Source organism: Streptomyces sp. NPDC102259 (assembly GCF_044766465.1).
In the GTDB taxonomy this organism is placed as follows: domain Bacteria; phylum Actinomycetota; class Actinomycetes; order Streptomycetales; family Streptomycetaceae; genus Streptomyces.
On record NZ_JBIWMA010000008.1, the window covers coordinates 118,322 to 135,634 of the forward strand.

Sequence of the window (17,313 nt, forward strand, 5' to 3'; positions counted from 1 at the left end):
GCGCCACCGGCAGCCCGGGGACCGACCGCGCGGGTCAGGCGCCGTCGCCCAGGGTCAGACGTCGTCGCCCCGGCCCGCCGCGTCGGCGGCTCCGGTCAGATCGGCGAGGTCCAGGGCCGCGGCCATCCGGACGGCGACGTCCTCGGCGTAGATCGCGTCGGAACGCTCGAAGGCCGTGCGGCCACCGCCGCGCAGGAACGTCACGACCCCCAGGGTGCGACCCCGGCTGCGCAGTACCGCGCACAGGGCGTGCACCGTGTCGTCGGGCCACAGGCGCGCCCGGGCCCACTCCCTCGCCTCGTCGGCCGGCACGGAGCCCACCCCGGCCCGCACCGAACCGGCCCGCGCCACGCACTGGAGCGCCGGGTGCGCCTCGCCGTAGCGGACGGGCAGGCCCGTGTGCCCGGTGAGCGCGGCGGGACCCGGCCCGCCCGACGGGGTGGCCGCGATCCGCATCAGCCGCAGCGGCCCGGCCCCCTCCGTGTCGGCCGAGGCGCCGCCCATCACCCGGTCGACCAGGGCGTGGTCGGCGAACCCGGCGAGCGCGAAGTCCAGGTGCACGGTGGCCGCCTCGGCGGGGTCCTCGCACTCGGCCGCCGCGCGGGCGGCCCGGTGCAGCTGGTTGCCGCGGAAGCGCAGCAGCGAGGCCTCCTGCTCGCCCTGCTTCGCCTCGGTGACGTCCTGGAAGATCCAGCCGACCCCGAGGGGCACCGGCTCCTCGGCGAGCGGCGAGGCCAGCCTCAGGAAGCCGCTGCGCCAGCAGCGCCGCTTCTCGCCCTCCGGGGTGCGCACCCCGACCCACAGCTCGGCGGGGGCCGGCGGGGCGCCCTCGGCGAGGACGTACGTCAGCGCGTTCTCCAGCTCCTCGACGCCCCGGGTGAGCAGATCGCCCAGGGGGCGGCCCAGGGCGGCCGTACGGCCCGTGCCGAGCGCGCGGGCGGCGTGCGCGTTGACGACGGCGGGACGCAGGTCGGCGTCGACCAGGACGACCCCCCAGGAGGCGTCGTCGAAGAGGGCCTCGCTGAGCGCGATGGAGCGCTCCAGGTCGATCTGGGCGTGCACCTCGCTGAAGGCGAAGTACAGCCCCGCGGGTTTGCCGTCGGGCCCGCGCACGGCGGCGGACTGGCTGCGCACGAGGACGCGGCCGCCGTCCTTGGTCAGCAGCGCGAACTCGTGGACCTGACGGCCCGGCGCGTGCATGGCGGACATCAGCCGGCCCTCGATGTCCTCGGCGTCGGCCTTGCGCACGGCCCATCCCGCGAAGCCGTGCCGGCCGACCGCCTCGGTGGCGCTCCAGCCGAGGATGCGCTCGGCCTCGCGGTTCCAGTGGGTGACGATGCCGTCGCCGTCGAACGCGCAGAGCGCCGCGTCCATGCCGTCGAGCAGCGCGGCGAGCAGATCGGTGCCGTCCGGGCCGACCGGGCCGACCGGGGTCTCCGCGCCGTCCGGGGGCGTGGGGCCGTCACCGCCCGACCGCTCGGGCTCGTCCGGCCCCAGCTCGTCGGTGGTCCCACTACGTCGGGAAGCACTCACCTGGACCCCCTGCAGGTTCGCTCACTTGCCCTCATTCAACTCGAACGTGACGCAGCCCACATATGGTTCCCGCAAGATTGCAGAGGAATCGTTGTACCGCGCCCTTCCCATCGCGGGGCAGGAGCCGCAGGTCGACCCATTCCGCCGTCCCGCCGTCGAGCACCTACCGCTCGACCTCGGCGAAGCCGCGTGCCCGCGCGAACCGCAGGCCGTCCGCACGCGCGCGATGACGGTCGCCACCGGCTGACGAAGATCGGTCACGCGAGCAGGGAATCGTCTTCCGGTCCGCCGAGTCAACATCCGAGAAAAACACTTGAGCGATCGGAGATGGGTTCCTAGGGTGTGCGGTACCGAAGGAAAGGAGGTGGTCCGAAGCATGTATGCACACCGGACGTCGGAGGTGGCTGCGGGCTAGGCCCGTCGCCCACTGAGTGCGGTGCCGGACCGGCGTGTGTGAGTTGCACGCAACCGGCCAATTCAACGCAGTCACCCGACCCGCGAGTCGCCGGTACGTCCGGCCGGCCCTCCTGAGCGAGGACCAGACTCGCGGGTCGCCTGCTTTTCCGGCCTTCCGCTTCCCCGGCTTCCGCTTTCCCGGCTTCCGCTTTCCCGGCCTTCCGCCCGCAGGGTTTGCGGGGCGTGATCCGCGCCACGTACGGATCTTTCGTCAGGCAGTACCCTGGGCGCATGCTTGCGCTCGTTCGACGCCGCCACGTGGACTACGTCCGCGTCACGAGCATGGGCTGTCGACGCTCCCTCTGAGCCTCCAGCCCCTTCCGCGGTTCACATCCGCCTGCGTTCCCCTCCCTCTTGCCCACCTGGCACCCGTGCGCCACCCACCCACGGCGGCGGCCGGGCCCCGTACACCTGCGGACGTACCATGACGAACCCGTCGTACCAGCAACTGCCGATCATCGATCTCTCCGCCGCCGACCGCGGTCCCCAGGCGCGGGCGCTGCTGCACGCTCAGCTGCACAGTGCCGCGCACGACGTGGGGTTCTTCCAGCTGGTCGGGCACGGGGTCGGCGAGCGGGAGACCGGCGAGCTGCTGTCCGCCATGCGGGCCTTCTTCGCACTGCCCGAGGCCGAGCGGCTCGCCATCGACAACGTGCGCTCGCCGCACTTCCGCGGCTACACGCGGACCGGTGACGAGCGGACCGGCGGACGGCAGGACTGGCGGGACCAGCTCGACATAGGGGCCGAGCGGCCCGCCCGGACGCCCGGGCCCGACGAGCCCGCCTACTGGTGGCTGGAGGGGCCCAACCAGTGGCCCGCCGGACTGCCCGCGCTGCGGACCGCCGCGCTCGCGTGGATCGAGCGGCTGAGCGCCGTCGCCGAGAAGCTGCTGCACGAGCTGCTCGCCTCGATCGGGGCGCCCGTCGACTTCTACGACCAGGCCTTCGGGGAGCGGGCGCATCCGCATCTGAAGCTCGTGCGGTATCCGGGAAGCGCGGGCGACGGCGCCGGTCAGGGCGTCGGGGCGCACAAGGACTACGGGTTCCTGACGCTGCTGCTCCAGGACCAGGTCGGCGGGCTCCAGGTGCAGCGCGCGGACGGGCTGTTCCACGACGTCCCGCCGCTGCCCGGCGCCTTCGTCGTCAACCTGGGTGAGCTGCTTGAGGTGGCGACCAACGGGTATCTCGTGGCCACCAACCACCGGGTCGTGTCGCCGCCGAGCGCCGTCGAGCGGTTCTCCGTGCCCTTCTTCTACAACCCCCGTCTGGACGCCCGCGTCGAGCCGCTGCCCTTCCCGCACGCCTCCGCCGCGCCCGGCGTGACCGACGACCCGGCCAACCCGCTCTTCGCCGAGTACGGCTTCAACGAGCTGAAGGGCAAGCTGCGGGCCCACCCGCTGGTGGCCGAACGGCATCACGCGGAGCTGCTCAGCCCCGCGTGATGCCGCTTGTGACGGTGTGATTCCGCCGCAACAGCCGCCCTAACCGCTGATGGCCCCGTAGCCCTCGATCTCCTGAGGGCCGCGGGAGCCCGGGCCGATGTAACGGGCCGAGGGGCGGACCAGGCGGCCGGTGCGCTTCTGCTCCAGGATGTGCGCCGACCAGCCCGCCGTGCGGGCGCAGGTGAACATCGAGGTGAACATGTGCGCCGGGACCTCGGCGAAGTCCAGGATGATGGCCGCCCAGAACTCGACGTTCGTCGCCAGGACCCGGTCGGGGCGGCGGGCGTGGAGTTCCGCGAGGGCCGCCTTCTCCAGGGCTTCGGCGATCTCGAAGCGCGGCGCGCCCAGCTCACGGGCCGTACGGCGCAGCACCCGCGCGCGGGGGTCCTCGGCTCGGTAGACGCGGTGGCCGAAGCCCATGAGTCGCTCACCCTTGTCGAGGGCCTGCTTGACGTACGCCTCCGCGTCCCCGGTCCGCTCGATCTCCTCGATCATGCCGAGGACGCGGGAGGGGGCGCCGCCGTGCAGCGGGCCCGACATGGCTCCCACGGCGCCGGACAGGGCGGCGGCGACGTCGGCGCCCGTGGAGGCGATCACCCGTGCCGTGAACGTGGACGCGTTCATGCCGTGTTCGGCGGCTGACGTCCAGTAGGCGTCGACCGCGGCCACGTGCTTGGGGTCCGGTTCGCCGCGCCAGCGGATCATGAACCGCTCGACGACGGACTGCGCCTTGTCGATCTCCCGCTGCGGGACCATCGGCCGGCCCTGTCCGCGCGCGGACTGGGCGACGTAGGAGAGGGCCATGACGGCGGCGCGGGCCAGGTCCGCGCGGGCCTGCTCGGCATCGATGTCGAGCAGGGGTTTGAGGCCCCAGACCGGCGCGAGCATGGCGAGCGCGGACTGCACGTCGACGCGGATGTCGCCGGAGTGGACGGGGATCGGGAACGGCTCGGCGGGCGGCAGACCCGGGTTGAAGGCGCCGTCGACGAGCAGGCCCCAGACGTTGCCGAAGGAAACGTGGCCGACCAGGTCCTCGATGTCGACGCCCCGGTACCGCAGGGCGCCGCCCTCCTTGTCGGGTTCGGCGATCTCCGTCTCGAACGCGACGACTCCTTCGAGTCCGGGTACGAAGTCGGACATCGGGCGGCTCCTCGTGATGTGTGCGACGGGATGTGGGCGACAGCGGGTGTGCGACGGGCGGCGCCGATGGTTCCACGGTCCTGTGCATTGAGGGTGCGAAGACTCGCGGTCCTGGGCGGTACTCCAGTGATGCCCCGTGCGGCCGTCGGTCACCCGACCGGCACCCCACCGGGGCGGAACGGCGGCGACGGGTGCCTCTGCACCATATCTCCGAGTGCCACCTTTGGGGAGTGGTCGCGGCACTCAGTGCCACCTTCGGTGGGGTGGTCTGCGTCGGTGGGCCATACGGCAAGATGACCACGTGACCGACGCAGACGCCGTCTCCCCCGGCCCCGTCCCCGATCCCGCCGCCATGCGCAAGCAGTACCGGGCCGAGGGGCTGTCCGAGGCCGGGCTGGCCGCCACACCCGTGGAGCAGTTCGCCCGCTGGTTCAAGGACGCGGCCGTCGAGGCCCATCTCTTCGAGCCGAACGCCATGGTCGTCTCCACCGCGGACGCCGAGGGCCGGCCCGGCTCCCGCACGGTGCTGCTGAAGCACTTCGACGAGCAGGGCTTCGTCTTCTACACCAACTACGACTCCCGCAAGGCCCGCGACCTCGCCGAGAACCCGTACGTCTCGCTGCTCTTCCCCTGGCATCCGATGGCCCGGCAGGTCATCGTGCGGGGCGTGGCCCGGCGCACCGGGCGCGACGAGACCGCCGCGTACTTCCGGACCCGGCCGCACGGCTCCCAGCTCGGCGCCTGGGCCAGCGCCCAGTCCTCGGTGATCGCCGGCCGCGCCGACCTCGACGCCTCCTACGCCGAGCTGGCGGCCCGCTACCCGGAGGGCGAGCAGGTGCCGGTGCCGCCGCACTGGGGCGGTTTCCGGGTGGCCCCGCAGTCGGTGGAGTTCTGGCAGGGACGACTGAACCGGCTGCACGACCGGCTGCGGTACGTGGCGGAGCCGGACGGGAGCTGGCAGGTGGAGCGGCTCAGCCCGTGACCGGACCGGGGGCGGGAGCGGGAGCGGGAGCGGGAACAAGGACGAGGACGAGGGCTTCGGACCCGGGGGGCGGAACCGTCGGGCCGGGGCGGAGCCGGTGGTGGGTTCAGCCGAGCGTGTCGTCCAGGAGTCCCGCCCACTGCGCCACCACTCGCTCGCGGCGCCCCGCGTCGTCGGTGAGGAGGTTGGCGAGGCCGAGGCCGCGCGCCATGTCCAGCAGGCCCTGGACGGTCTCGCGGACGCCGGGCGCGGACTCGTCGGCGCCCAGGAGCTCGACGGCTATGCGGTGGCTCTCGCGGCCCACGCGGGCCTCCAGCTCGGTCACGCGCGGGCGCAGCTGCTCCTCGTTGGAGGCGGCCACCCACAGGTGCAGGGCGGCGCGGAAGAGGGGGCCGGTGTAGAGGCCCACGAGAGCGGTGACGACCGCACGCCGGTCGCCCGTCGCTCCCTGCGGGAACAGCGCGCGCAACGCCTCCGAGCGTTCCTCGGCGACGTACTCGACGGCCGCGGTGAAGAGGTCCTCGCGGGTGGGGAAGTGGTGCTGGGCCGCGCCCCGGGAGACGCCCGCGCGCTCGGCGACGACGGAGACCGTGGAGCCCGCCCAGCCGCGTTCGGCGAGGCAGGCCACGGCCGCCGCCAGGAGCCGCTGCCGGGTGGCCCGGCTGCGGTCCTGCTTGGGCACCCGGTCGGCCGGAGTGCGGTCGGCCGGGGCACGGTCACCCGGGGTGCGGTCGTCCGGGGTGCGGTCGTCCGGGGTGCGGTCGTCCGTGGTCACAACACCCATGGAGGATCCCGTCGTTCGAGGAAGGCCGTCATTCCCTCGCGGGCGTCGGGGCCGGCGAACAACGAGGCCGAGAGCCTGGTCATCTCGCCCGCGTCCTCGACGAAGGCCTCCAGCACCTTAGCCGTGAGCAGCTCCTTCGTCCTCGCCAGGGCCTCGGGTGCGGCCCGGCGCAGGCCGTCGAGGACGGGTGCGAGGGCCTCGTCCAGGCCCGCGTCGCCGGCCGACTGGGTGACGAGGCCGATCCGGGCCGCCTCGGCCGCGCCGAAGGTCTCGCCGGTGAGGCAGTAGCGGGCGAGGGCACGCGGGTCGACGCGGGGCAGCAGCGGCAGCGAGATGACGGCGGGCGCGACCCCGATGCGCACCTCCGTGAACGCGAAGGTGGCCGCCCCGGAGGCGAACGCGAGGTCGCAGGCCCCGAGCACGCCCAGACCGCCCGCCCGCACGTGCCCGGCGACCCGGGCCACCACGGGCTTGCGCAGCTCGATGATCCGCCGGAGCAGCGCGGGCACCGCGTGGGGCGGCGGCGGGTCCTTCAGGTCGGCGCCCGCGCTGAAGGTGTTGCCGGTGTGGGTGAGGACGACGGCGCGTACGTCGTCGTCCTTGTCGCACCTTCCGAGCGCGTCCGTCAGTTCGCTCACGAGGGCGCCCGAGAGGGCGTTGCGGGTGGCGGGCGAGTCGAGGCTGAGGGTCTCGACTCCTCGGACGCGGGTCCGTCCGACCAGGGCGGTCGTCATGCACGCTCCCTCAGTTGGCGGCGCAGGATCTTCCCGGAGACGGCGCGCGGCACGGCGTCGATGAAGGTGACCTGACGGACGCGCTTGTAGGGGGCGACCCGCTCGGCGACGTACATCGCGATCTCTCCTTCGGAGAGGTCGGGTGACGTGGGCTGCCGGACCACGTACGCGTGCGGGACCTCGTTGCCGTCGTCGTTGTAGACGCCGATGACGGCCGCGTCCGCTATGCCGGGGTGGGTGAGCAGGAGGGCCTCGAGTTCGGCGGGGGCCACCTGGAAGCCCTTGTACTTGATCAGTTCCTTGACCCGGTCGACGACGAACAGCCAGCCGTCCGGGTCGACCCGCCCGACGTCGCCGGTGTGCAGCCAGCCGTCGCCGTCGATCATGTCGGCGGTGGCGTCGGGGCGCCCCAGGTAGCCCTTCATGATCTGCGGTCCCCGGATGAGGATCTCGCCGGGCTCGTCGACGTCGAGGTCCTTGTCGGGGTCGTCGAGGGAGACGATCCGCATCTCGGTGCCGGCGATGAGCTTGCCGACGGTGCCGGCGGGGGCGTCCCGCATGGCGTCGAGCGGGACGACGTGGGTGCCCGGGGACAGTTCCGTCATGCCGTAGGCCTGGCCGACCGGAGGCAGGCCCAGGCGCTGGGCGCAGGCGGCGGCGAGGTCGGCGTCCAGGGGCGCGGCCGCGCTGACGACGTACCGCAGGGACGACAGGTCGTACTGGGCGACCGCCGGGTGCTTGGCGAGGGCGAGGACGATCGGCGGGGCCACGTACAGGCCCGTGATGCGGTGGTTCTGGATGGCCGCGAGGAAGCTCTCCAGGTCGAAGCGGGGCAGCACCACGACGGTGGCGCCCTGCCGCAGGGGCGCGTTCATCAGGGCGGTCAGGCCGTAGATGTGGAAGAACGGCAGCACGGCGAGGATGCGGTCGCCGGGGCCCGCGGACATCACCGAGCGGAGCTGGGCGAGGTTGGTGGCGATCTGCCGGTGGGTGAGCATCACGCCCTTGGGGACGCCGGTGGTCCCGGAGGAGTACGGCAGGGCCGCCACGTCCTCCACCGGGTCGATGTCCACCTGCGGTTCCGGGGCCGCCGAGGCGAGCATGTCGACGAGCGAGCGGTGCCCGGCGGCGGTGTCGCAGACGAAGATCTCCTCGACGCCGCCCACGAGTTCGGCCGCCCTCCGAGCGGTCTGGAGCAGCGGGGAGACGGTGATGATCCAGCGGGCGGCGGAGTCGTCGAGCTGTTTGGCGAACTCCTCGGCGGTGGCGAGCGGGTGCACGGTGGTGACCGTGGCGCCCGCGCGCGTGGCCGCGTAGAAGGCGAGCGGGAAGGCGACGGTGTTGGGGCTGTGCAGGGCCAGTACGTCGCCCTTGCGGACCCCGGCCTCGGCGAGCGCGGCGGCGACCCTCCGGTGGAACCGGTCCACCTGGTCGTACGTGAGGGTGGTGCCGTCCGTGCCGTCGACGAGCGCCGGAAGTTCGCCGAACTCGGCGGCGCGGCCCAGCACGGCGTCGTGGATGGGGAGTTCCACGGGCGGGACGTCTGCGAACTCGCTGCGGAACATGGTTCCTCCTCGCGCGCCGGACACGACGGTTGCCGGCTGCGGTCAGTACGACTTGGGCAGACCCAGGGTCTGGTGGGAGACGTAGTTGAGAATCATCTCCCGGCTCACCGGGGCGATACGAGCCACGCGGGAGGCGGTTATCAGCTTGGCGAGGCCGAACTCGCGTGTGAGGCCGTTGCCGCCGAGGGTGTGCACGGCCTGGTCGACCGCCTTCACACAGGCCTCCCCGGCCGCGTACTTCGCCATGTTGGCGGCCTCGCCCGCGCCGACGTCGTCCCCCGCGTCGTACAGGTGGGCCGCCTTCTGCATCATCAGACGGGCCAGTTCCAGGTCGATGTGGGCCTGCGCGAGGGGGTGCGCGATGGCCTGGTGGGCGCCGATCGGGCTCTTCCAGACGGTGCGCTCGCGCGCGTACGCGATCGCCTTGGCGAGCGCGTGGCGGCCCATGCCGATCGCGAAGGCGGCCGTCATGATGCGCTCGGGGTTGAGTCCGGCGAAGAGCTGGAGCAGGCCCGCGTCCTCGTCGCCGACGAGCGCCTCCGCCGGGAGCCGCACCTCGTCCAGGACGAGCTCGAACTGCTTCTCCACGCTGGTCAGTTCCATGTCGATGCGGCGGCGGGAGAAGCCTTCGGCGTCCCGCGGGACGATGAACAGGCAGGGCTTGAGGCTGCCGGTGCGGGCGTCCTCGGTGCGGCCGACGATCAGGGTGGCGTCGGCGATGTCGACGCCGGAGACGAAGACCTTGCGGCCGGTCAGCAGCCAGTCGCCGCTCGCGGGGTCGCGGCGGGCGGTGGTGGTGATGCGGTGGCTGTTGGAGCCGGCGTCGGGTTCGGTGATGCCGAAGGCCATGAGGCGGCTGCCGTCGGCCAGGGCCGGGAGCCACTCCCGCTTCTGCGCCTCGGTGCCGAAGCGGGCGATGACCGTGCCGCAGATCGCCGGGGAGACGATCATCATCAGGAGCGGGGCTCCGGCGGCGCCGAGCTCTTCGAGGACCAGGGAGAGCTCGGTGATGCCGCCGCCTCCGCCGCCGTACGCCTCCGGCAGGTTGACGCCGATGTAGCCGAGCTTGGCTGCTTCCTGCCAGAGGCTGCTCCTCTCGGAGCCGGAGCCGGAGCCGGAGCCAGGGCCGGAGCCGGGCCCGGGGCCGGGGTCGTAGCCCGGGCCGGAGTCGTGGGCGTGACTCTTGGCGAAGGCCGAGACGGCCTCACGGAGTGCCTTGTGCTCGTCGGATTCGATGAGGGTGGTCATGGGGCTCCTTCGCGTGCGGTTCGTCGTGGCTGGTCGCGCCCCTAGGTCTCCTGCACTACCGCCAGCAGGGTGCCGACCTGCACCTGCTGTCCTGTCGTCACCGGCAATGCCGTCACCGTGCCCTCCACCGGGGCCGAAATGACGTGCTGCATCTTCATCGCTTCGAGCCACAGCAGCGGTTCACCGGCCCGGACACTCGATCCGGTGATGAGACCGTCCGCGAGCTTGACGACCGTGCCGGGCATCGGCGCGAGCAGGGAGCCGGGGGCGTGCTGGGCCTCCGGGTCGGGAAAGCGGGGCAGCGCGGTGAGGGCGGTGCCGTTGACGTGGACGCGGTCGCCGTAGCGGGCGACCTCGAAGCGGCGCCGTACGCCGTCGATCTCCAGGACGACCAGGCCGGGGTCGGCGTGCACCACCTGCACGCCCTCGGCCGTGAGGCCGGTCCGGGTGTGGCGGTAGCGGACCTCCGTCTCCTCGCCCGCCGTCGCGTACCGCTTCGTCTGCGGCTGGGACGGCAGGTTGCGCCAGCCGCCCAGCGGCGAGCGGGTGCGCGCGTCCGCGAGGGCGGCGGCCAGCGGGGCGTACGGGTCGGGGGCCGGGACGGTGAGGTCGCCGAGGTGCCGGTCGTAGAAGCCGGTGTCCATGCGGGCGGCGGTGAACTCCGGGTGGCGCAGGGAGCGGACCAGCAGGTCGCGGTTGGTGACCGGGCCGTGCAGGACCGTGCGTTCCAGGGCGCCCGCGAGCTTGCGGATCGCCTCCGCGCGCGTGGGGGCGTGGGCGACGACCTTGGCGAGCATGGGGTCGTAGTGGACGCCGATGTCGTCGCCGTCGCCGTAGCCGGTGTCCAGGCGGACGCCCTCGGGCACGGTCAGCCGGTGCAGGGTGCCGGTCTGCGGGGTCCAGTCGTTCGCCGGGTCCTCGGCGTAGAGACGGGCCTCGACCGCGTGGCCACGCGCGCGTGGGGGCTCGGGGTCCAGGGCGGCGCCCTCCGCGACCCTGATCTGCTCGGCCACCAGGTCGAGCCCGAAGACGGCCTCCGTGACGGGGTGTTCGACCTGGAGGCGGGTGTTCATCTCCAGGAAGTGCGCGCGGCCGTCGGCGACGAGGAACTCGACGGTGCCGGCGCCGACGTACGAGACGGCCCGCGCGGCGCGCACGGCCAGCGCGCGCAGTTCCTGCGCCGACCGCTCGGACAGGCCCGGCGCCGGCGCCTCCTCGATCACCTTCTGGTGGCGCCGCTGGAGGGAGCAGTCGCGGGTGCCGAGCGCCCACACCGTGCCGTGTGTGTCGGCGAGGATCTGCACCTCGACATGGCGGCCGTTCTCGACGTACGGCTCGACGAACACCTCGCCGTCACCGAAGGCGCTCGCGGCCTCGGCGCGGGCCCCCTCCAGCGCGGCGCCCAGCTCCGCCAGCCGGCGCACGATGCGCATACCGCGCCCGCCGCCGCCCGCGGCCGCCTTCACCAGCACCGGCAGATCGGCTTCCGTCACCTCGTCCGCGGCGAGCGGGGCGAGCCCCATGAGCTGCTTGGCGCGCGTCTTGGACGCCATCGCCTCGATCGCCTCGGGCGGCGGTCCGATCCAGACGAGGCCCGCGTCCAGGACGGCGCGCGCGAAGTCGGCGTTCTCGGAGAGGAAGCCGTAGCCGGGGTGCACGGCGTCCGCGCCCGCGCCGACGGCGGCCTTCACCACGAGGTCGGCTCGCAGGTAGGTGTCCGCGGGCGCGCCGCCCGGCAGCCGTACGGCCGAGTCGGCCACGCGCGCGTGGAGGGCGCCCGCGTCGGCGTCCGAGTGCACGGCGACGGTGCGGATGCCCGCCTCGCGGCAGGTGCGGAAGACGCGGCAGGCGATCTCGCCGCGGTTGGCCACCAGAACGGAAGTAATCATGAGCCTCACATCCGGAAGACGCCGAAGCCGCCCCGCGCACCTTCGAAGGGCGCGGTGTGGACGGCCGACAGGCACAGGCCGAGAACGGTGCGGGTGTCGCGCGGGTCGATGACACCGTCGTCGTACAGCCGCCCGGACAGGAACATCGGCAGCGACTCGGACTCGATCTGCTGCTCCACCATGGCGCGCAGGGCGGCGTCCGCGTCGTCGTCGTAGGGCAGGCCCTTCGCGGCCGAAGACTGCCGGGCGACGATCGACAGGACCCCGGCGAGCTGCTGCGGGCCCATCACCGCCGACTTGGCGCTCGGCCAGGCGAAGAGGAACCGGGGGTCGTAGGCGCGCCCGCACATGCCGTAGTGGCCGGCCCCGTACGAGGCGCCCACGAGGACGGACAGGTGCGGGACCTTCGAGTTGGCGACCGCGTTGATCATCATCGCGCCGTGCTTGATGATGCCGCCCTGCTCGTACTCCTTTCCGACCATGTAGCCGGTGGTGTTGTGCAGGAAGAGGAGCGGGATGTCGCGCTGGTTGGCGAGCTGGATGAACTGGGCGGCCTTCTGGGACTCAGCGCTGAACAGCACGCCCTGGGCGTTGGCCAGGATCCCGACCGGGTAGCCGTGCAGGGTCGCCCAGCCGGTGACGAGGCTCGTCCCGTAGAGGGGCTTGAACTCGTCGAAGTCGGAGGCGTCGACGATCCGCGCGATCACCTCGCGCGGGTCGAAGGGGGTGCGCAGATCCCCGGGGACGATGCCGAGGAGTTCTTCCTCGTCGTACTTGGGAGGGATCGCCGGACCAGGGTCCCGGTAGGCCTTGCGATGGTTGAGGCGGGCCACCACGCGGCGCGCCTGCCGCAGCGCGTCCCGCTCGTCGACGGCGAAGTGGTCGGCGAGGCCGGACACGCGCGCGTGCATCTCCGCGCCGCCCAGGGACTCGTCGTCACTCTCCTCGCCGGTGGCCATCTTCACCAGGGGCGGCCCGCCGAGGAACACCTTCGCCCGCTCCTTGACCATGATCGCGTGGTCGGACATGCCGGGGATGTACGCGCCGCCCGCGGTCGAGTTCCCGAAGACGACGGCGACGGTCGGGATCCCGGCGGCGGACAGCCGGGTCAGGTCGCGGAAGACGGCCCCGCCCGGGATGAAGATCTCCTTCTGCGAGGGCAGGTCGGCCCCGCCGGACTCCACCAGGCTGATGCAGGGCAGCCGGTTGGCGAGGGCGATGTCGTTGGCGCGCAGGGCCTTCTTCAGGGACCAGGGGTTGCTGGCGCCCCCGCGCACGGTCGGATCGTTGGCAATGATCAGGCACTCCACGCCCTCGACGACCCCGATGCCGGTGATGAGGGAGGCTCCCACCGTGTAGTCGCTTCCCCAGGCGGCCAGCGGTGACAGTTCCAGGAACGGCGTGTCGGGGTCGAGGAGCAGCTCGATGCGCTCGCGGGCGAGGAGCTTGCCGCGCGCGCGGTGCCTGGCGACGTACTTCTCCCCTCCTCCCGCGAGGGCCTTCGCGTGCTCGGTGTCGAGGTCGGCGAGCTTGGCGAGCATGGCCTCGCGGTGCGCGCGGTAGTCGGGGCCCTGAGGGTCCAGGGCGGACGTGAGAGCCGTCACAGGAGGGCCTCCGGGATGTCCAGGTGTCGGGAGCGCAGCCATTCGCCGAGTGCCTTGGCCTGCGGGTCGAAGCGGTGCTGGGCGGCCACCCCGGCGCCGAGGACGCCCTCGACGACGAAGTTCAGGGCGCGCAGCCGGGGCAGGGCGTGACGGGTGACGGTCAGCTCGCGGCTCTCGGGGATGAGCTGCCGGAACCGGTCGGCCGTCAGTTCGTGGGCGAGCCAGCGCCAGGCGTCGTCCGTGCGGGCCCACACCCCCACGTTGGCGTTGCCGCCCTTGTCGCCGCTGCGGGCGCCGGCCACGAGCCCGAGGGGGGCGCGCCGTACGGGGCCTGGGGACAGCGGATCCGGCAGGTCCGGTTCCGGTACGTCCTCGAGTACCCGGGTGCCGACGGCCGGGGGCGCGGCAACGGGCAGGCGGCGGCCGTCGTCGAGGGCGGCGATGTGGGCGACGTCCTCCTGCGGCACGTACGCGGCCTCGAACACCCCGTAGGGGGAACCGTTCCCGGGTGGCGCGAGCACATGGAAGCCGGGATAGCTCGCCAGCGCCAGCTCCACGGCCGCCCCGCTCAACGCGCGCCCCACGGCCTCCTGTTCGGGGTCGCGTACGACGAGCCGGAGCAGGGCGCTCGCGGTCTCCTCGGTGTCGGCGTCGGCCCGGTCGGTGCGGACCAGCTCCCAACGGACCTCCGCCGGGCGCGTCGTGAGGAACGCCTGCGCCATCTGTTCCCGCACGAGCGCGGCCTTGGCCTCGATGTCCAGGCCGGTGAGCACGAACACGACCTCGTTGCGGAAACCGCCGAGGCGGGTGCGGCCGACCTTGAGGGTCGGGGGCGGGGCCTCCCCGCGCACGCCGTGGATCCGTACCCGGTCGGGGCCGTCCTGGGTGAGCCGTACGGTGTCCAGGCGGGCGGTGACGTCGGGGCCGGCGTATCGGGCGCCCGTCGTCTCGTACAGCAGCTGGGCGGTCACCGTGCCGACGTCGACGAAGCCGCCGGTGCCCGGGTGCTTGGTGATGACGCAGCTGCCGTCCTCGTGGATCTCGGCGAGCGGGAAGCCGGGTCGCCGCAGGTCACGGCCGCCCTCGGCGAAGAAGGCGTAGTTGCCGCCGGTGGCCTGCGTCCCGCACTCCAGGACGTGTCCGGCGACGACGGCGCCCGCTAGCCGGTCGTACTCCTCGGACCCCCAGCCGAAGTGGGCGGCGGCGGGGCCGGTGACGAGGGCCGCGTCGGTGACCCGCCCGGTGACGACGACGTCCGCGCCCTCCCGCAGGCAGGCGGCGATGCCGGAGCCGCCGAGATAGGCGTGGGCGGTGAGGCTGCCGGGATACCGCGCGCCGAGGTCGTCGCCCTCGACGTGCGCGACGCGTGCCGGGATGCCGAGCCGCTCCGCCAACTGCCGTACGGCGTCCGCGAGTCCGGCCGGGTTGAGACCTCCGGCGTTGGTCACGACGCGGACGCCTCGGTCGTGGGCGAGGCCGAGGGACTCCTCCAGTTGCCGGAGGAAGGTGCGGGCGTATCCGGCGGCGGGGTTCTTCAGCCGGTCGCGGCCGAGGATCAGCATGGTCAGCTCGGCGAGGTAGTCGCCGGTGACGACGTCGAGTTCGCCGCCGGTGAGCATGTCGCGCAGGGCGTCGAAGCGGTCGCCGTAGAAGCCGGAGGCGTTGCCTATGCGCAGGACCGTCACCGGGTGGCCCCCTTGGGCGGGCGCCCGGTGCCGGGCGGGCCCGCGAAGGCCTGGGCGATGTCCAGCCAGCGGTCGGCGTCGGGGCCTTCGGCGCGCAGGGCGAGGTCGGCGCGGTGGGCGCGCTGGGTGACCAGGAGGCAGAAGTCGAGGGCGGGGCCGGTCACGCGATCCGTGGCGTCCTCGGGGCCGTACGTCCACAACTCGCCGGACGGGGAGCGGAGTTCGACGCGGAATTCCTCGAACGGCGTGGACAGTCCGTGCACGCCGAAGGCGAAGTCCCGGGTGCGGACGCCGAGGCGGACGATGTGCCGGAGCCGGTCGGTGGGTGCGGGCGCCTCGCCCAGCGCTTCCGCCACGTCCTGGCCGTGGGCCCAGGTCTCCATGAGCCGGGCGGTGGCCATGGAGGCGGCCGACATGGGCGGCCCGTACCAGGGGAATCGCGCTCCCGCGGGCGCCTTCCGCAGCGCGTCCGCCAGGGCCTCGCGACCGGCCCGCCAGTCCGCGAGCAACCGCTCGGGCGGCTTGGCCGCCCCCTCCCGCGCGCCGTTGTCGACGAAGTCCCCGGGCGCGGCGAGCGCCTTCTCGACCTCATGGGCGAACGCGTCCTGATCGGTCACGGCCAGCACGGAGGAGTGGTCGGTCCAGGCGAGGTGCGCGATCTGGTGGGCGACGGTCCAGCCGGGGGCGGGGGTCGGGAGCGTCCACCGATCGGCACTCAACTCGGCAACCAGCCGGTCGAGTTGATCGCTTTCGGCGCGGAGGTCGTCGAGCACGGGCGTCGGGTCGGCCATGGGGTGGAGCATGGCAGCGGGGCAAGAAACAATCAAGCATGCTTGCATTAATTTCCCTCCACCCGCTCCTCGATCGACGCCGGGCGGGGAGAGACGCGGCCGCCCCCTTCCGGCCCGGTCAGTCGTCGACCGCGGGTGCCGGCAGGACGCCCGGACGCGCACCGGAAACGGCCGGCCGCCGACGCTCCTCGCGCCTGCCCAGCGCCGCGAGGGCCAGGGTCACGGCGACCGAGCCGGCCGCCGTCGGCGTCATCGCGGCGGCCGGGGAGATCAGTTGGGCCGGCGTGCCCGCGAGGGCGGCGCCGACGCCCTGCGGCGCGGCCATGCCGGTGACGTGCAGGCCGAGAGACTGGCCCGCGAGGTCGTCGGCGGTGAACCGGCACCCCTGCCTCGGCCGGATCGATCCCTTGCCGCACTCCCTTGAGTACGACCCGACCGGTCATCGTGACCGGGCCGCCTCCGGCGGTCCGTGGGCGGTCGAGGCGCCCGTCAGGCCTCCGGGACCGCCGGCTTCGACCGCCCCACCTGCGTCCGGACCGCGCCCATGCTCGCCGCGACGACCAGGGCGATCGCGGCCGCCTGGATCGTGGTCAGGGTCTGGTCGAGGATCAGGAAGCCCGCGACGGCGGCGACGGCCGGCTCCAGACTCATCATGATCGCGAAGGTCGAGGCGGGCATGCGGCGCAGGGCGAGGAGTTCGAGGGTGTAGGGGAGGACCGAGGAGAGCAAAGCCACCGCCGCGCCCAGGCCCAGCGTCACCGGGTCGGCCAGTTTCGTGCCCGACTCGGCGAGGCCCAGCGGGAGGAAGAGCAGCGCGCCCACCGCCATCGCCAGCGCCAGACCGTCCGCCTGTGGGAAACGGCGGCCGGTGCGGGCGCTGAAGACGATGTACGCCGCCCACATGGCCCCCGCCCCCAGCGCGAACGCGACACCCACCAGGTCGAGGCCGCCGCCGAACCCCCCGCCGTGCCCGCCGTCCCCGCCGCCGCCTCCGCTGAGCAGGAAGACGCCCGCGAGAGCGAGGCCGGCCCAGACGAGGTTCAGCGCGCGGCGCGAGACCACGACCGACAGCGCGAGGGGGCCGAGGACCTCCAGGGTCACCGCCGCACCCAGCGGGATGCGGTCCACGGCTTGGTAGAAGAGGCCGTTCATCGCGGCCATCGTGACGCCGAAGACGACGACCGTGCCCCAGTCCGTGCGGGAGTGGCCGCGCAGCCGTGGCCGGCAGATCACCAGCAGGACCACCGCCGCCACCAGGAGCCGCAGCGCCACCACGCCCAGCGCGCCCGCCCTCGGCATCAGCGTCACCGCCAGCGCGCCGCCGAACTGCACCGAGATGCCCCCGGCGAGCACGAGGCCGACCGGGCCGAGGGCGCCCAGACGGCCCGGGGATCCGGGGGCGCCGGTCGCCGTGGCGTCGGGGGCGAGCTGGAGTGGGGCGGCGGTGTCGGGGGCAGTCAC

The 17,313-nt window shown here is 73.4% G+C and carries 15 protein-coding genes; 3 read left to right on the forward strand and 12 right to left on the reverse strand.

Annotated features, from left to right (window positions below):
* Positions 1 to 54: 54 nt before the first annotated feature.
* Positions 55 to 1,533: a PAS domain-containing protein gene (locus ACIRPU_RS20320; protein WP_403869006.1), complete on the reverse strand. Its 1,479-nt coding sequence runs from the start codon at positions 1,531 to 1,533 to the stop codon at positions 55 to 57.
* 91 nt (positions 1,534 to 1,624) lie between these two features.
* Between ACIRPU_RS20320 and ACIRPU_RS20325 the strand changes: the two genes are divergently transcribed.
* Together ACIRPU_RS20325 and ACIRPU_RS20330 are read left to right on the forward strand one after the other, a co-directional pair.
* Positions 1,625 to 1,780: a hypothetical protein gene (locus ACIRPU_RS20325; RefSeq protein ID WP_403869009.1), complete on the forward strand. Its 156-nt coding sequence runs from the start codon at positions 1,625 to 1,627 to the stop codon at positions 1,778 to 1,780.
* 633 nt (positions 1,781 to 2,413) lie between these two features.
* Positions 2,414 to 3,430, forward strand: a complete 1,017-nt coding sequence (locus ACIRPU_RS20330) for an isopenicillin N synthase family dioxygenase (RefSeq protein WP_384108780.1) — start codon at positions 2,414 to 2,416, stop codon at positions 3,428 to 3,430.
* A gap of 39 nt (positions 3,431 to 3,469) precedes the next feature.
* On the opposite strand, the gene ACIRPU_RS20335 is transcribed toward ACIRPU_RS20330, so the two are convergent.
* The gene (locus tag ACIRPU_RS20335) at positions 3,470 to 4,570 is read right to left on the reverse strand and encodes a citrate synthase 2 (protein ID WP_403869012.1); all 1,101 of its coding nucleotides are present in this window, start codon (positions 4,568 to 4,570) and stop codon (positions 3,470 to 3,472) included.
* A gap of 301 nt (positions 4,571 to 4,871) precedes the next feature.
* Between ACIRPU_RS20335 and pdxH the strand changes: the two genes are divergently transcribed.
* A complete protein-coding gene (gene pdxH / locus ACIRPU_RS20340) occupies positions 4,872 to 5,552 on the forward strand; it encodes a pyridoxamine 5'-phosphate oxidase (RefSeq protein WP_355706829.1) in 681 nt (226 codons plus the stop codon).
* Between the two features lie 106 nt (positions 5,553 to 5,658).
* On the opposite strand, the gene ACIRPU_RS20345 is transcribed toward pdxH, so the two are convergent.
* From ACIRPU_RS20345 to ACIRPU_RS20390, 10 genes are all read right to left on the reverse strand, one after another.
* Positions 5,659 to 6,336, reverse strand: coding sequence for a TetR/AcrR family transcriptional regulator (locus ACIRPU_RS20345; protein WP_403869015.1), 678 nt, complete (start codon positions 6,334 to 6,336; stop codon positions 5,659 to 5,661).
* Entirely contained in the window at positions 6,324 to 7,070 is a 747-nt protein-coding gene (locus ACIRPU_RS20350; RefSeq protein WP_384108769.1) for an enoyl-CoA hydratase family protein, read from the reverse strand. Before ACIRPU_RS20350 ends, ACIRPU_RS20345 begins: the two co-directional genes overlap by 13 nt.
* The gene (locus ACIRPU_RS20355; protein WP_403869018.1) at positions 7,067 to 8,635 is read right to left on the reverse strand and encodes a 4-coumarate--CoA ligase family protein; all 1,569 of its coding nucleotides are present in this window, start codon (positions 8,633 to 8,635) and stop codon (positions 7,067 to 7,069) included. The genes ACIRPU_RS20350 and ACIRPU_RS20355 overlap by 4 nt, the downstream gene beginning before the upstream one ends.
* A 42-nt stretch (positions 8,636 to 8,677) precedes the next feature.
* Positions 8,678 to 9,883 carry an acyl-CoA dehydrogenase family protein gene (locus tag ACIRPU_RS20360; RefSeq protein WP_403869021.1) on the reverse strand — a complete coding sequence of 402 codons (1,206 nt, stop codon included), beginning with the start codon at positions 9,881 to 9,883 and terminating at the stop codon, positions 8,678 to 8,680.
* 41 nt (positions 9,884 to 9,924) lie between these two features.
* Positions 9,925 to 11,772: an acetyl/propionyl/methylcrotonyl-CoA carboxylase subunit alpha gene (locus ACIRPU_RS20365; RefSeq protein ID WP_403869024.1), complete on the reverse strand. Its 1,848-nt coding sequence runs from the start codon at positions 11,770 to 11,772 to the stop codon at positions 9,925 to 9,927.
* A gap of 5 nt (positions 11,773 to 11,777) precedes the next feature.
* Complete coding sequence (locus tag ACIRPU_RS20370; protein WP_403869027.1) at positions 11,778 to 13,376, reverse strand: acyl-CoA carboxylase subunit beta; 1,599 nt, start codon at positions 13,374 to 13,376, stop codon at positions 11,778 to 11,780.
* Positions 13,373 to 15,061 carry an acyclic terpene utilization AtuA family protein gene (locus tag ACIRPU_RS20375; protein ID WP_403869030.1) on the reverse strand — a complete coding sequence of 563 codons (1,689 nt, stop codon included), beginning with the start codon at positions 15,059 to 15,061 and terminating at the stop codon, positions 13,373 to 13,375. Before ACIRPU_RS20375 ends, ACIRPU_RS20370 begins: the two co-directional genes overlap by 4 nt.
* Positions 15,058 to 15,852, reverse strand: a complete 795-nt coding sequence (locus ACIRPU_RS20380; protein ID WP_403869033.1) for a TIGR03084 family metal-binding protein — start codon at positions 15,850 to 15,852, stop codon at positions 15,058 to 15,060. The genes ACIRPU_RS20375 and ACIRPU_RS20380 overlap by 4 nt, the downstream gene beginning before the upstream one ends.
* 118 nt (positions 15,853 to 15,970) lie before the next feature.
* Positions 15,971 to 16,177 (reverse strand): hypothetical protein, encoded by a 207-nt coding sequence (locus tag ACIRPU_RS20385; protein WP_403869036.1) that lies wholly within the window; start codon positions 16,175 to 16,177, stop codon positions 15,971 to 15,973.
* 164 nt (positions 16,178 to 16,341) lie between these two features.
* Positions 16,342 to 17,313, reverse strand: a complete 972-nt coding sequence (locus ACIRPU_RS20390) for an EamA family transporter (RefSeq protein ID WP_403869039.1) — start codon at positions 17,311 to 17,313, stop codon at positions 16,342 to 16,344.

Excerpts from the sequence above, each read along its gene's own strand:
- ACIRPU_RS20380 (WP_403869033.1), bottom strand. The coding sequence starts at position 15,852 with ATGGCCGACCCGACGCCCGTGCTCGACGACCTCCGCGCCGAAAGCGAT.
- ACIRPU_RS20365 (WP_403869024.1), bottom strand. The coding sequence starts at position 11,772 with ATGATTACTTCCGTTCTGGTGGCCAACCGCGGCGAGATCGCCTGCCGC.
- ACIRPU_RS20350 (WP_384108769.1), bottom strand. The coding sequence starts at position 7,070 with ATGACGACCGCCCTGGTCGGACGGACCCGCGTCCGAGGAGTCGAGACC.
- ACIRPU_RS20355 (WP_403869018.1), bottom strand. The coding sequence starts at position 8,635 with ATGTTCCGCAGCGAGTTCGCAGACGTCCCGCCCGTGGAACTCCCCATC.
- ACIRPU_RS20330 (WP_384108780.1), top strand. The coding sequence starts at position 2,414 with ATGACGAACCCGTCGTACCAGCAACTGCCGATCATCGATCTCTCCGCC.
- ACIRPU_RS20335 (WP_403869012.1), bottom strand. The coding sequence starts at position 4,570 with ATGTCCGACTTCGTACCCGGACTCGAAGGAGTCGTCGCGTTCGAGACG.
- ACIRPU_RS20360 (WP_403869021.1), bottom strand. The coding sequence starts at position 9,883 with ATGACCACCCTCATCGAATCCGACGAGCACAAGGCACTCCGTGAGGCC.
- ACIRPU_RS20345 (WP_403869015.1), bottom strand. The coding sequence starts at position 6,336 with ATGGGTGTTGTGACCACGGACGACCGCACCCCGGACGACCGCACCCCG.
- ACIRPU_RS20385 (WP_403869036.1), bottom strand. The coding sequence starts at position 16,177 with ATGGCCGCGCCGCAGGGCGTCGGCGCCGCCCTCGCGGGCACGCCGGCC.